The organism is Kosakonia sp. HypNH10 (assembly GCF_029850615.1).
GTDB classification, from domain to species: Bacteria; Pseudomonadota; Gammaproteobacteria; order Enterobacterales; family Enterobacteriaceae; genus Kosakonia; species Kosakonia cowanii.
On record NZ_JAOTIU010000002.1, the window covers coordinates 412,630 to 426,204 of the forward strand.

The 13,575-nt window shown below is 57.0% G+C and carries 11 protein-coding genes; 2 read left to right on the forward strand and 9 right to left on the reverse strand.

Annotated elements, in window-relative coordinates:
- The first annotated feature begins 13 nt into the window (after positions 1 to 13).
- Positions 14 to 1,207, forward strand: coding sequence for a Bcr/CflA family multidrug efflux MFS transporter (locus N7V53_RS08150; RefSeq protein WP_094421090.1), 1,194 nt, complete (start codon positions 14 to 16; stop codon positions 1,205 to 1,207).
- A gap of 337 nt (positions 1,208 to 1,544) precedes the next feature.
- Positions 1,545 to 1,889: a YejG family protein gene (locus N7V53_RS08155; RefSeq protein ID WP_023479706.1), complete on the forward strand. Its 345-nt coding sequence runs from the start codon at positions 1,545 to 1,547 to the stop codon at positions 1,887 to 1,889.
- Positions 1,890 to 1,892: 3 nt separating this feature from the next.
- Here the strand turns inward: N7V53_RS08155 and yejF are convergent, their stop codons facing one another.
- From yejF to N7V53_RS08200, 9 genes are all read right to left on the reverse strand, one after another.
- Positions 1,893 to 3,482, reverse strand: coding sequence for a microcin C ABC transporter ATP-binding protein YejF (gene yejF, locus N7V53_RS08160; RefSeq protein WP_279793013.1), 1,590 nt, complete (start codon positions 3,480 to 3,482; stop codon positions 1,893 to 1,895).
- Positions 3,483 to 4,508 (reverse strand): microcin C ABC transporter permease, encoded by a 1,026-nt coding sequence (locus N7V53_RS08165; protein ID WP_270221714.1) that lies wholly within the window; start codon positions 4,506 to 4,508, stop codon positions 3,483 to 3,485. It abuts the gene before it with no gap.
- Positions 4,508 to 5,608 (reverse strand): microcin C ABC transporter permease YejB, encoded by a 1,101-nt coding sequence (gene yejB / locus N7V53_RS08170; RefSeq protein ID WP_279793014.1) that lies wholly within the window; start codon positions 5,606 to 5,608, stop codon positions 4,508 to 4,510. Before yejB ends, N7V53_RS08165 begins: the two co-directional genes overlap by 1 nt.
- A 9-nt stretch (positions 5,609 to 5,617) precedes the next feature.
- Complete coding sequence (locus tag N7V53_RS08175) at positions 5,618 to 7,426, reverse strand: extracellular solute-binding protein (RefSeq protein WP_279793015.1); 1,809 nt, start codon at positions 7,424 to 7,426, stop codon at positions 5,618 to 5,620.
- A gap of 92 nt (positions 7,427 to 7,518) precedes the next feature.
- Positions 7,519 to 9,075, reverse strand: coding sequence for a cyclic di-GMP phosphodiesterase (locus N7V53_RS08180; RefSeq protein WP_279793016.1), 1,557 nt, complete (start codon positions 9,073 to 9,075; stop codon positions 7,519 to 7,521).
- A 167-nt stretch (positions 9,076 to 9,242) separates the two neighbouring features.
- Positions 9,243 to 9,806 (reverse strand): bifunctional murein DD-endopeptidase/murein LD-carboxypeptidase, encoded by a 564-nt coding sequence (gene mepS / locus N7V53_RS08185; RefSeq protein ID WP_023479708.1) that lies wholly within the window; start codon positions 9,804 to 9,806, stop codon positions 9,243 to 9,245.
- 422 nt (positions 9,807 to 10,228) lie between these two features.
- A complete protein-coding gene (locus N7V53_RS08190) occupies positions 10,229 to 10,930 on the reverse strand; it encodes a phosphatase PAP2 family protein (RefSeq protein WP_279793017.1) in 702 nt (233 codons plus the stop codon).
- 43 nt (positions 10,931 to 10,973) lie between these two features.
- Positions 10,974 to 11,951, reverse strand: coding sequence for a GTP-binding protein (locus N7V53_RS08195; RefSeq protein WP_279793018.1), 978 nt, complete (start codon positions 11,949 to 11,951; stop codon positions 10,974 to 10,976).
- A 114-nt stretch (positions 11,952 to 12,065) separates the two neighbouring features.
- Positions 12,066 to 13,532, reverse strand: a complete 1,467-nt coding sequence (locus tag N7V53_RS08200) for a fructuronate reductase (RefSeq protein ID WP_279793019.1) — start codon at positions 13,530 to 13,532, stop codon at positions 12,066 to 12,068.
- Positions 13,533 to 13,575 lie beyond the last annotated feature (43 nt).

Consider the following 13,575-nt stretch of genomic DNA (forward strand, 5'->3'; position numbering starts at 1 on the left):
GGAGATTGCTGCCGTGACCAGCAGGCCACACTCATCATTGAGTATTGTCTTTATCCTTGGCCTGTTGGCCATGCTGATGCCGCTGTCGATTGATATGTATCTGCCCGCCTTGCCGGTGATTGCCGGGCAGTTCGGCGTACCGGCCGGCAGCGCGCAGATGACCCTGAGCAGCTACATTCTCGGCTTTGCCATCGGTCAGCTCTTCTATGGCCCGATGGCAGACAGCATCGGGCGCAAGCCGGTGATCCTCGGCGGCACGCTGGTGTTCGCCGTCGCAGCGGTGGCCTGCGCGCTGGCGCAGAGTATCGAGCAGCTTATCTTTATGCGCTTTTTGCACGGCCTCGCTGCCGCGGCAGCGAGCGTGGTGATTAACGCCCTGATGCGCGATATCTACCCGCGCGAAGAGTTCTCGCGCATGATGTCCTTTGTCATGCTGGTGACCACCATCGCGCCGCTGCTGGCACCGATGATTGGCGGCGCGGTGCTGATATGGTTCAACTGGCACGCCATCTTCTGGATCCTCGCGCTGGCGGCGCTGCTGGCATCAGGCATGATCGCCTTTTTCATCCGTGAAACGCTGCCGGTAGAGAAGCGGCATAAGTTCCACTTCCGCACCACCCTTGGCAACTTTGCCTCGCTGTTTCGCCACAAACGCGTGCTCAGCTATATGCTCGCCAGCGGCTTCAGCTTTGCCGGAATGTTCTCCTTCCTCAGCGCCGGGCCGTTTGTCTATATCGAAATCAACCACGTCTCGCCGCAGGATTTTGGCTACTACTTTGCGCTCAATATCGTCTTTCTGTTCATCCTGACCATTATCAATGGCCGCTTTGTGCGCCGGGTTGGCGCGCTGAATATGTTCCGCAGCGGGCTGTGGATCCAGTTTGTGATGGCGTTATGGATGGTGGTGACCGCGCTGCTGGGTGTTGGCTTCTGGGCGTTGGTGGTGGGTGTGGCGGCGTTTGTCGGCTGCGTCACGCTGGTGGCGTCGAACGCGATGGCAGTGATCCTCGACGAATTCCCACATATGGCTGGCACTGCTTCATCGCTGGCGGGTACCTTCCGTTTTGGTATTGGGGCGATTGTTGGCGCGCTGCTGTCGCTGGCCACCTTCAACACCGCCTGGCCAATGATCTGGTCGATGACCTTCTGCGCCACCTGCTCGGTTCTCTTCTATCTCTATGCCAGCCGCACCAAAAAAGCGGCATAACCCCTCTCAACAGGGAGCGTAACCCGCTCCCTGCGTTGATGCATATCAAGCAAAAGCCGTTCTCTTTTTGGGCTTTTTGTTTCTTTTATGTAAAATCCTGTCGTGTAAAAAGTCACATCTTTGTAGTGAAAAAGGTTGAGTTAGATCTCATAAACGGGTACATATAGCCGAAAAGTTGGCCTGCCGACGCGTTCATAACATGCTGATAAAAGCGCGGCAAACCCACACACTACGCGGGGTGCAACCTTTTCTCTGCCACTGGCAGGATGAAATGTGAATAGTGTGTTAATCTAGATGTGAAATATTTGTGAAGTGAAAGTGCTTCTGGGGAAAGAAAGTGAATACATTACAGCTCTCAATCATCCACCGTTTGCCCCAGTGCTATCGCTGGCGAGAGGGTTTTGCAGGTGCCAAAGTTGAACCGATTCCGCAAAATGGACATGCGGCGGATGACGCGCTGGTGGCATTAAAATTGCTCAGCCCGGACGGCGATAACGCCTGGCCGGTGATGCATAAACTCAGCCAGGCGCTCAGCGATATCGAAGTCGACTGCTCGGTGGTCGAGTGCGAAGGCGAGCCATGCCTTTTCGTTCACAGTCAGGATGAGTTTGCCGCGACCTGCCGCCTGAAAAACTTCGGCGTCGCTATCGCGGAACCTTTCTCCAATTACAACCCGTTCTGAACCTCAGCTCAGCGACAGCAGCTGGCGTGTATACGCCTGCTGAGGTTCGTCAAACACCCGCCGACACTCGCCCTGTTCCACCACTTCACCCTGTTTAAGCACAATCACCTGGTGGCAGAGGGTGCGCACCAGATGCAGATCGTGACTGATAAAGATATAGGCCAGCCGGTGCGTCTGCTGAAGCGACTTCAGGAGCGCGAGGATCTGCGCCTGCACGGTGCGGTCCAGCGATGAGGTTGGTTCATCCAGAATAATCAGCTCCGGCTTCATAATCAGCGCACGGGCAATGGCGATACGCTGGCGCTGGCCACCGGAAAACTCCGCCGGATAACGCTGGCGTGTCTGCGCATCCAGCCCTACCTCCTGCATCACCTCGATCACCCGCTGCTCGCGGGCTTCGCGCGACAGCTCAGGCTGATGCACGCGTAGCCCCTCTTCGATAATCTGCTGCACATTGAGGCGCGGATTCAGCGCCGAATTGGGATCCTGAAACACCACCTGAATCCGGTGGCGCACCGGCAGCATCTGCTTGCGGCTCCACTTATGCAGCGGTTTGCCGTCGAATAGAATCGTGCCCTCGGCGTTGACCAGCCGCAGCAGCGCAAGGCCGGTGGTGCTTTTCCCGGAGCCGGATTCACCCACCAGCCCCAGCGTTTCACCCGCTCGCAGGGTAAAGGAGATCCCTTTCACCACCGCGTTTTGCGCGACAACGCGGCGGAAAATACCTTTACGCACCGGGAAGCTGACGCCGAGTTTCTCCACCTGCAACAGCGGCTGCTCGACGGGCGGCAGCGGCACCGGATCGCCGTGCGGCTCGCTGTTGATCAGCTTTTGCGTATAGGGATGATTCGGCGCGCTGAAGAGAGTTGCCGCGCGGTTCTGCTCCACGCAGCGGCCGTTTTGCATCACTGCCACGTTATCCGCCAGTTTGCGCACAATATTCAGGTTATGGGTGATAAACAGCAGCCCCATATTCAGCTCGTCGCGCAGCTCCCGCAGCAGGGTGAGGATCTGCGCCTGCACGGAGACGTCCAGCGCGGTGGTTGGTTCATCGGCAATTAGCAGCTCGGGGCGCGTCAACAGCGCCATGGCGATCATCACACGCTGGCGCTCGCCGCCGGAGAGCTGATGCGGGAAGTCGCCGAGGCGGCTACGCGCATTACGGATGCCGACGCGATCGAGGCAGTCGAGCATCTCTGCCCGCGCCGCTTCCCGGCGCATTCCCCGGTGCAGGGAGAGCACTTCATAAAGCTGTTTTTCCAGCGTATGCAGCGGGTTGAGCGAGACCATCGGCTCCTGAAAAATCATGGCGATCTTGTTGCCGCGCACGCCGCGCAGGGTGCGCTCGCTGGCATGCAGCAGCGATTCGCCATGAAACAGAATATCGCCCGCGGGGTAGACCACCGGCGGCGAGGGGAGCAGGCGCAGAATCGACAGCGCGCTAACGCTCTTGCCGGAGCCGGACTCGCCCACCAGCGCCAGCGTTTCGCCCGCTTCAATGCGCAGGGAGAGATCCTCCACCACCGTGCGGGTGGTCGCCTGCTGGCGAAAGGCGATGGTTAACGCGTCAATAGTCAGCAAAGGGGAAGCCATTTACACCGCCTTATTGGGATCAAACGCGTCGCGCACCGCTTCGCCGATAAAGATCAGCACCGACAGCAGCAGCGCCGTTGAGACAAACGCCGCGATGCCGAGCCACGGAGCCTGCAAATTATTTTTGCCCTGCAGCAACAGTTCGCCGAGAGACGGGGAGCCGAGCGGCAGCCCGAAACCGAGAAAATCGAGGGAGGTGAGGGTGCTGACCGAGCCGCTGAGAATAAAGGGGAAGAAGGTCAGCGTTGCTACCATCGCATTAGGCAGCATATGGCGCAGCATAATTGCGCCATCGCTGACGCCCATCGCCTGCGCGGCGCGGATGTAGTCGAAATTACGCGTGCGCAGAAACTCGGCGCGCACCACGCTCACCAGCGTCATCCAGCCGAACAGCACGGTAATGCCGAGCAGCCACCAGAAGCCGGGCTGGATCACGCTTGAGAGTAGAATTATCAGGAACAGCGTCGGCAGCCCGGACCACACCTCAATAAACCGCTGGCCGAAGAGATCGATTTTGCCGCCGTAATAACCTTGTATCGCACCGACCACAATGCCGATGACGCTGGAGCTGAGCGTCAGCAGCAGGCCGAACAGCAGCGAGATGCGCGTACCGTAGAGAATGCGTGCCAGCACATCGCCGCCGTTGGCATCGGTGCCGAGCCAGTTTTGCGCCGACGGTGGAGAGGGGAAGGGCTGCGTGGTGGCGTAGTTAATGCTGCGCGCACCGAAACGCACCGGCGCCCACAGCGCCCAGCCGTGCTCGTTAAGCTGCTTTTGCAGCCACGGATCCTGGTAATCCGCGGGCGTGGCAAACGGGCCGCCAAAGTCGCTTTCGCTGTACTCTTTCACCAGCGGCACAAACCACTCGCCCTGATAGCGCACCAGCAGCGGCTTATCATTGGCGATCAACTCTGAGCAGAGGCTCAGGACAAAAATCACGACAAAGATCCATAACGACCAGTATCCACGGCGGTTATGGCGAAAACGCGCCCAGCGCGCCTGGTTAACATAACTGAGTCTGAACATCAGCGCCCCTCGAAATCGATACGCGGATCGACCAGCGTATAGGTGATATCGCTGACAATATTCAGCAGCAGGCCGATAAGGGAGAAGATATAGAGCGTGCCGAACATCACCGGGTAATCCCGCGAGACGGTCGCTTCATAGCCCAGCAGGCCGAGACCGTTAAGGGAGAAGATCACCTCGATCATCAGCGAACCGGTAAAGAACATGCTGACAAAAGTCGCCGGAAAACCGGCAATCACCAGCAGCATGGCGTTGCGAAAGACATGCTTGCGCATGATATTGCGCTCGCTCACCCCTTTGGCGCGCGCCGTCACCACATACTGCTTGCGGATCTCATCGAGAAAGGAGTTCTTGGTGAGCATCGTCAGCGCGGCAAAACCGCCAATCACCGTCGCCAGCACCGGCAGGGTAATGTGCCAGAGATAATCAGCGGCCTGTTTATACCAGGGCAGCGTGGCGAAATCCGTCGACACCAGCCCGCGCAATGGGAAGAAGTCATAATAGCTGCCACCGGCGAAGAAGATGATCAGCAAAATGGCGAACAGAAACGGCGGAATAGCGTAGCCGACAATAATCAGCGCGCTGCTCCAGATATCAAACCGACTGCCGCTGTAGACCGCTTTGCGGATCCCAAGCGGAATCGACACCAGATAGATAATCAGCGTGCCCCACAGGCCAAGAGTGATAGAGACCGGCAGGCTCTCTTTAATCAGTTGCAGCACCGAGGCGCTGCGAAACAGGCTATCGCCGAAATCGAAGCGTGCATAATCCCACAGCATTTTGAAGTAGCGCTCGGAGAGCGGTTTATCGAAGCCGTAGCGCTTCTTTATCTCTTCAATCACCTGCGGGTCGAGGCCGCGCCCGCCGCGATAGTGGCTATCGTTGGTCAGCGCATCACCGACCCCGGTGCGCGCATGGCCTGCACCCATACCGCCATCAGCCGTGCCGGGCAGCCGCCCCTGATCGCCAAACTCAATGGCGGCAATCGCCTGATCGACAGGGCCGCCGGGCGCAATCTGCACAATAAAAAAGTTGATGGTAATAATCGCCCACAGGGTGGGGATCAGCAGTAATAATCGGCGAATGAGATAGGCACCCATCCCGTCTCCTTAACGTCTGGCGGCGGGCAGTTTCGCCGCCTTGTTTACGTCATACCACCAGGTATCAAACCCAATTGAGTAGACGGGGCGAATGCCGGGCATGGAGAACTTGTCCCAGTACGCAAGGCGATCGGCCGCCATATACCACATCGGCAGCATGTAATAGTTCCACGTCAGCACGCGATCCAGCGCGCGCCCGAGCGGCAACAGCTTCTCTTTATTCCCCTGCCAGCGGGCAATCTGTTCAAGCAGGGTGTCGATAGCGGGGTTTTTTACCCCCGGCGCATTGTAGGAGGAGTCAATATAGGCGGAACCCCAGGAGATTTGCAGGTCGCCGCTCGGCCACGGCTGCGCGCGCCACAGACGCGGCATCATGTCGTAATCGCGGCTGCGCATGCGGTTGGTCGCCTGCGAGTTATCCACCTGGCGTAACTCCATGGTGATGCCGAGACGGGCGAGATTGTGCTGGAAGGGCAGCACCCACTGCACATTTCCGCCGGAGGGGAGCAGCAGTTCAAAAACAAACGGCTTGCCGGTTTTGGCATTCACCCGCTGCTGGTTTTTCAGCACCCAACCCGCGTCGTTCAGCAGCTTATCGGCTTTTAGCAGGTTCTGGCGATCGTAGCCGTCGCCGCTCGAGGTGGGCGGGGAGTAGATCTGCGTAAACACTTCAGGCGGGATCTGATCTTTTAACGGTGCCAGCAGCGTTAGCTCATCGGCATCCGGGTAGTTACGTGCGGCATATTCGGTGTTGATAAAGTAGCTGTCCGCCCGGCTGTAGGCACCGTAAAACAGCGCTTTGTTCATCCACTCGAAGTCAAAGGCCAGTGACACCGCTTCACGAACCCGCCGGTCGGCGAACACCGGGCGCTGGGTATTAAACGCCAGCCAGCGCGCATCCTGCGCCGATTGGTTGGTCTGTTCATCTTTAACAATATAGCCGCGCGCGAAATTGGTGCCGATATAGCGCGTGGCCCAGTTTTTCGGGCTATCTTCGCTGCGCAGATCGTAAGATCCGGCTTTAAACGCCTCAAAGGCGACATTGTCGTCGAGATAGTAGTCATAGCGAATATTGTTGAAGTTCCAGCGGCCGCGGTTGACCGGCAGATCGGCGGCCCAGTAATCGCGCACGCGGGTATAAGCAATATACTGCCCCATGCGCCAGCTGCTGATGCGGTAAGGCCCGCTGCTCAACGGCGGGCGGGCAAGCGGCTCGCTGAGGCTATGATCTTTCCAGAACTTCTCCGGCATTACCGGCAGCGTCAGCAGGCTGAGCATATCCTCTTTGCCCGGCTTCGCCAGCTCAATGCGCACGGTTAAGGGCGAAATGGCTTTTACCGTCGTGCCTTTATAGACAATGCGAAACTGCGGCACCCCCTGAGTCATAAACTTCTGGAAGGTGAAGGCGACATCGCTGGCGCGGATCGGCGAGCCGTCATGGAAGCGGGCGCGTGGGTTGAGTGAGATCTCCATCCACGAGAAGTCATCGGCATAGCGGGTGGTTTCGGCAATCAGCGGATAGTAGCTGCCAGGCTCATCATCGGAGGTGGTGAACAGGCCGTCGTACAGCGCATCGGTGCGCACCGCCGGGTTACCGCGCAGGGCGAAACGGTTGAAGTTATCAAAGGTGCCGATATTGGCGAGCGTCACGTTACCGCCTTTCGGCGCGGCGGGGTTCACATAATCAAAATGGGAAAAGTTAACGGCGTATTTCGGTTCGCCGATAATCGCAAAGCTGTCACTCTCTTTAATGGTCTGCGCCTGGCAGGCGAGGGCGATAAACGCCAGTAACAGAGCAACAATGCGCGCATACTTCATTTGCTGGATCCCTTTTACCGCAATGCGACGGAGGCGTGAATTTTTCTGCTTGAATAATAGGGGAGGGATCGGCGGTTGTGAACTTTTTCCGCCTACAGCCGGGCAGTAAATGTCGGCGGTCGCCAGTCGATAAACTGCTGTAGCGTCATCGGGCGGCTGAAAAAGTAGCCCTGCAGATAGTGCACGCCGCGATCGCGCAGCCAGCGCACCTGCTCCGGCGTCTCCACCCCTTCCGCCACGGTGAGCATATTGAGACGTTTCGCCAGCGTCAGCACGGCGTCAAGCACCGGTGAGGTGACGGTTTCCGTGCCGATGGCGTTAACAAACCCGCGATCGATCTTCAGGAAGTCGAGGGTGAAACGCTCAAGGTAGATCAGCGCGCTATGACCGGTACCAAAATCATCAATGGCGATCTCAAATCCTTCATCATGCAGCCACTGGAAGATCTCATTAACCTCGTCATGCTTGAGCATATCGCGCTCGGTGATCTCCAGCACCAGGCTGAAGTGGTGCGGGGGCAGGGCATGGGCAAACTGCTGCATATCCTGTTTAAAGCTCGGCGCATGCAGATGACCGGGCGCAATATTGATGCCCATTTTCGCCCCTTCAGGCAGCAGCGTTTTTAAAACCGGCGCATCGCGCGCGACAAGCTTAAACAGATGCAGGGTCAGGGGCACAATTAACTGCTGCGCTTCGGCAAAATGAATAAAGGCATCGGGCGGGATTTCGCCGGCGGTCGGGTGCTTCCAGCGCATTAGTACTTCAAAACCGGTCACTTTTAACTCCGCGCCGCTGACCACCGGCTGGTAGACGACATAAAACTGGTCGCGCTTAATCGCTGTGAGGATCTCCCGGCCGGGGCGCAGATGGATCGCGAGCATTGCCGCGCTCAGCAGACCGGCAAGCATACCGACCGTGGCACCCAGCAGCAGCGCGAACTGGAGATCTTCCATTTGCCATTTATCAGCGTAGAGATAGAGCCTGACCGGCGAACCTTCGACCTGCGCGCTCAGGTAAGGCGTTTGATGCAAATGACTTAGCAGCAATGGTTTGCCTGAGAAGGTGGTCAGTGCGCGATCGCCGATGCCAAGCGCAAGGCCGTTAAGATCGGGGATCTGCGCGGTGTAAAGCATATAGGGGGCGAGATTGATATTGAGCGTGGCAAGTACGCCGCGGTTATCCAGCAGCGGGCTGCGAAACCAGAGTGCAATTACCGGCTGCGTCGGCATCATCGGCGTACCGGGCAAAATCACCATATCGGTGGGTTTATTAATATCGATACCCGGAATCAGCCGTTTCATTGGCTCATCCATATCACCGGTGGCGGACGAACAGTAGGCGCGCTGATCTTTTACTAACAGAAAGGCGCGCACATTCTGGCTGAAGGCAGCTTTGGAGGTGAGCTCGCTCGCGGCCTCTTCACAGCTGTCGAGCGTGAGCGGGTGCAGCGTTTCTGCCGCGGCGCGAATAGTGCTGAAGTAACTGGCATATGAGGCCTGAATGCTGCTCAGCAGCGTATCGTAGCGGGCTTCCCGCTTTTGCTGCTCCAGCCAGAACTGAATACCGCCGACCAGCATGGCAACGAGCACGCCGGTCAGCAGGCTAATAAGCACAACGCGGCGGTTAACGGTAACGTTACGGGTAAGCATGATGCTGAGCCTATGTTAGCGGTTCATCATATTTCGCCTATAAAGCGGGATATAAACGAAATAAAACCCGGAAAGCTTCGTATAGCATATTGGAGACATAAAAAAACACTGCCGAAGCAGTGTTTTTTATAACTTTACGCCAGCCAAGGGTAACTGGCATAAAGCGATTAGCTGCGTGTCAGGATGCGTCGCGCTTCGTTATAGCGCTTCTTCCAGTATGGCTCATCAAGGTTAGAAATCATCACACCACTGCTGGTGGAGGCATGAACAAATTGGTTATTACCAATGTAGATGCCGACATGACGTCCGGTAGAGCCTGCACGGAAGAGAACCAGATCGCCGGTGCGCAGACTGGTGCGCGAAATAGACTTACCGGTCTCCTGCTGTTCCCATGTGGAACGCGGCAGCTCTAAACCAAACTGTTCGCGGAAGGTGCGCTGCACAAAGCCAGAACAGTCGATGCCTTTCTTGGTGTCGCCGCCGAGACGGTAGCGAACGCCTTTCCAACTTGCATACTGATCCATAAGCCGGTTTTTAACATCCAGATTACGTACCAGGTTTTCAAATTCATCCTGAGAGGCTTGCAGTGAAGAGCTATCTTCGGGCACAGCATGCGTCTCAGGATGCATATTCTTGGCGGTATTTGTTGAACAAGCTGAAAGCAGAACCGCTACTGCGATCGCGGGTATCGCCCGCACGATATATCTCAAGATCGGCTGAGACTTGACCATGTTGCTTATTTTCCCTTGAAGTCCTTAACGATAATATCGTTATGAAAAATGCCAAACGCAGCGAGATTAATTATCTGAATGTTTCAAGACAAATACTCGAGCCAGAATTTGTGGCGAAACGCACAAATTACCGCGCAGAGAGTAAAAGAGCACTCTTTGCGACAAGACGGACCGAGGTTACCTGAACATCTAATGCAAGGCGAGTGCTTTTCATCACTTTTTTATAAGAAATTGTGATACAGAAAGTGAATTCATGCGTTTGGTCAATAAATGGACAAATAAAGAGAAATAGCGGGCAAAATGCTCTTTTTAAAGGCGATTGAGTTGGCTAAAAAATGACACAATCAGGCAACCGCCGGGAATTTACATTAAGGACGCTAATGATCGCCTCTTCCCGGCGGCGGTAAATGTTATTTAAGTGTTTAAATTTTGTTTTTCCCAGGCAAATAACGATCAAATAACGCCACGATCTTATCGCTCAGCGGCGTCATCAGGCACCAGGGCAGTCCAATCAACACCGCAGAGAGTGAACCGACGGCAATATCCGTAAACCAGTGCGCGCCAATCATTACGCGCGGGAACGCAAATATGACAAATATAAGAAGCCCGATGGCGAATGCCTTTTTACCGAAATAACGCAGCATTACCGCGGCAAAAATCAGCAGCATCATTCCGTGGTCGCCCGGGAAGCTATCTTTCGAGGCATCTTTTGTCGGGAAGTTGATCAGATCACTCACCCGATAGGTATCGGTAAAGGAGAGCGACGGGCTGGCGCGCTTCACCGGCATAAGATGCTGCGCGAGCTGGTTGATCACCAGCGCCAGCAGCAGCATGGTCAGCCCAATCATCACCACGCGCCGACGCCCGGCCGGATCTGCCGGCAGCCAGAAAGAGAGCATCAGACAGCCCATCGCCACCAGCGAGCAGGCATCAAACGCGCGGTTGTTGGTCAGGGCGACAAACCATAAGTAGGCGCGGTTCTCTGCCAGCCCATGGTTGAAAAAGTGGAAGATCGCTGAATCGAGCGGGAACCAGAAACCATGATTCACCGGCAGATACCAGGAGAAAAACAGCGCCAGGCCAGCAGCATTCAGCAGCACGATGAGAGGCAGTCGGGTTTTCATTTTGCAGGCTCTTTTATTTTTCAGGGACGCCACGGTAGTCCGGCTAACTTAAACGAAGCTTCAACAGCGCCGATTGAAGCGTGTTCCAGTCAGCCTCGCTGTCGGTGATTAACTCTATCCGGCTATCGGGCGGCGCAGCGTTCTGCGTCTCAATATGCAAATCCTGTCCCTGGCGGTTTACCCGCAGCAAACCTTCGGGAATACGCATCACCCCTTTTACCCGCGACACCGGCGCAAGCCGCGCCCACTCCAGCAGACCAATGGTATCGAAAACCGTATCGGCATCGAAAATCCAGCCGCAGGCATGGTGCCCCTGGCCGCTATTGAGGTTGCGACGCCAGCGCTGGTGCGCCGGTAAACTCAGTGCCGCCAGCCCCTTTTTCTCACCGTGCGCATGATCGTGCGCGGCGCTCTCTGGCAGGGCGCGCAGATTACGGCGCGGTTGATCGAGCAGGCTGCCGGCAATCGCACCCTGCGTGGCGTTCACCCGCAGGCGATCGCCGCCAAACTCGGCCCACCATGCGTCAAATGCCTGCTGGCTCTCGGCGCTGGCGCGATCCTCTTTATTAGCAATGATGATATCCGCTGCCGCTAACTGGTCGCGGAAGTTCTCATTGTTCAGCGCCTTCTCATCCAGCAGCTGGCGCGGGTCGAGCAGGCAGAGCGTGGCGCGCAGATCGATCCACGGCTCATAGACCGGGGCGGTGAGCATATCGAGGATCTGCTTCGGGTGGCCGAGCCCGGTCGGCTCAATCAGCAGGCGATCGGGTTTTCCCTGACGCAGCAGGGTGTTGAGACCGACCTGCATCGGCAGGCCGTTGACGCAGCACATGCAGCCGCCGGGGATCTCTTTAAGCAGCGCGCCGCTGTCGCTGAGCAGGGCGCCATCAATGCCGACTTCGCCAAACTCATTCACCAGCACCGCCCACTTCTCCTGCGGATCTTTATGGGCCAGCAAATGCAGAATGGAGGTGGTTTTGCCGCTTCCGAGAAAGCCGGTAATCAGGTTGGTCTTCGTCACAGGAACTCCGCGTCATCAAAAAGCACAAGCGCACAATCCTGGCGAAAAAAAGCGGAAAAGAGAAGAGCGCGGACGGCGCATCGCACTATCCGTCCGCGTTGAGGGCAAAAAATGTTAAGGGTTGACCGCCTGCTGCACCGCGTCGTGTGCGCCGAGGGTATCAATAGCGCGCCAGGCCTGGCTGACGGCATCGACAAACACCGGGTTATGCGGCAGATCGTTGCCGAAGATCTCTTTCAGCGTCAGCAGCGCCGTGACGCGCTCGTCGCTGCTGCTGGTCTCCACGATGGCACGGATTTTATCCGCCAGCGGATCGCGAATATCAATGGTCTCGCCCGCATCATCGACGCCGCTGACATAGCGCATCCAGCCCGCCACGCCGAGCGCCAGCAGTGGCCAGTCGCTCTGGCGCAGCAGATGAATACGGATCCCGTCCAGCAGGCGCTGCGGCAGCTTCTGGCTGCCATCCATCGCAATCTGCCAGGTGCGGTGTTTCAGCGCCGGATTAGCGAAGCGCTCAAGCAGGCTGTCGGCATAGGCATTAAGATCAACGCCTTTGATGCGCAGCGTCGGTGCCTGCTCATTGAGCATCAGTTGGCGCGCTGCCTCACGGAAGGCTGCGTCCTGCATACACTCATTAATATGCGCAAACCCGGCGAGATAACCTAAATAGGCAAGGAAGGAGTGGCTACCGTTGAGCATGCGCAGCTTCATCTGCTCCCACGGCTGCACATCTTCCACCAACTGCACGCCCGCCGTTTCCCACGCCGGACGCCCGGCGACAAAGTTATCTTCTATTACCCACTGAATAAAAGGCTCGCAGCTGATGGCGCAAGGGTCGAAGACGCCGATTACGTCGGCAATCTCAGCCAGCGACTCATCGGTCGCCGCCGGGACAATGCGATCGACCATAGTGGCCGGGAAGCTGACATGCTCCGCTATCCACTGTGCCAGCTCCGGCGAGCGGGTTTGCGCCATGCCGAGCACGGCATTTTTCACCACGTGGCCGTTGTCGGGAATGTTGTCGCAGGAGAGCACGGTAAAGGGCGGCAGGCCGCGCTCGCGGCGGCGATGCAGGGCTTCAACTAAGATGCCCGGCGCGGAGTGCGGCTCGTGCGGGTATTTCAGATCGTGCTCAATACGCGGCTGGGTAAGATCAAGCTTACCGCTGGCCGGGTCGATGCAGTACCCTTTTTCGGTGATGGTCAGGGAGACAATCGCCACCTGCGGCTCGCAGAACTTCTCAATAATCGCTGCCAGCGTGTCGAGTTTGGCATTCAGGCATTCGTTAACCGCGCCAATAATGATCGGCTTATTTCCGTCGGCACCTTTTTCCAGCACCGTATAAAGGTGCTCCTGCTCGCGCAGCTGCGACATTAAAACATCACCGCTAAACAGGCTGATTTCGCAAATGCCCCAGTCGCCGCCTTGCGCATTCAGCACCCGGTCGGTTAATAACGCCTGATGGGCGCGGTGAAAGGCACCAAAACCGAAATGGACGATGCGCGAACGTAGCTGGCTGCGATCGTACTGTGGCTGTTGCACCGAAGCGGGCAGCGTGGCGGAGGCAATTGTTTTCATCTCTATACACCTGATTAACCAATAATTAACAATAGCAGTGTAA

Coding starts and splice junctions, on each gene's coding strand:
- yejF (WP_279793013.1), bottom strand. CDS start 3,482: ATGGCTTCCCCTTTGCTGACTATTGACGCGTTAACCATCGCCTTTCGC.
- N7V53_RS08165 (WP_270221714.1), bottom strand. CDS start 4,508: ATGTTCAGACTCAGTTATGTTAACCAGGCGCGCTGGGCGCGTTTTCGC.
- yejB (WP_279793014.1), bottom strand. CDS start 5,608: ATGGGTGCCTATCTCATTCGCCGATTATTACTGCTGATCCCCACCCTG.
- N7V53_RS08175 (WP_279793015.1), bottom strand. CDS start 7,426: ATGAAGTATGCGCGCATTGTTGCTCTGTTACTGGCGTTTATCGCCCTC.
- N7V53_RS08180 (WP_279793016.1), bottom strand. CDS start 9,075: ATGCTTACCCGTAACGTTACCGTTAACCGCCGCGTTGTGCTTATTAGC.
- mepS (WP_023479708.1), bottom strand. CDS start 9,806: ATGGTCAAGTCTCAGCCGATCTTGAGATATATCGTGCGGGCGATACCC.
- N7V53_RS08190 (WP_279793017.1), bottom strand. CDS start 10,930: ATGAAAACCCGACTGCCTCTCATCGTGCTGCTGAATGCTGCTGGCCTG.
- N7V53_RS08200 (WP_279793019.1), bottom strand. CDS start 13,532: ATGAAAACAATTGCCTCCGCCACGCTGCCCGCTTCGGTGCAACAGCCA.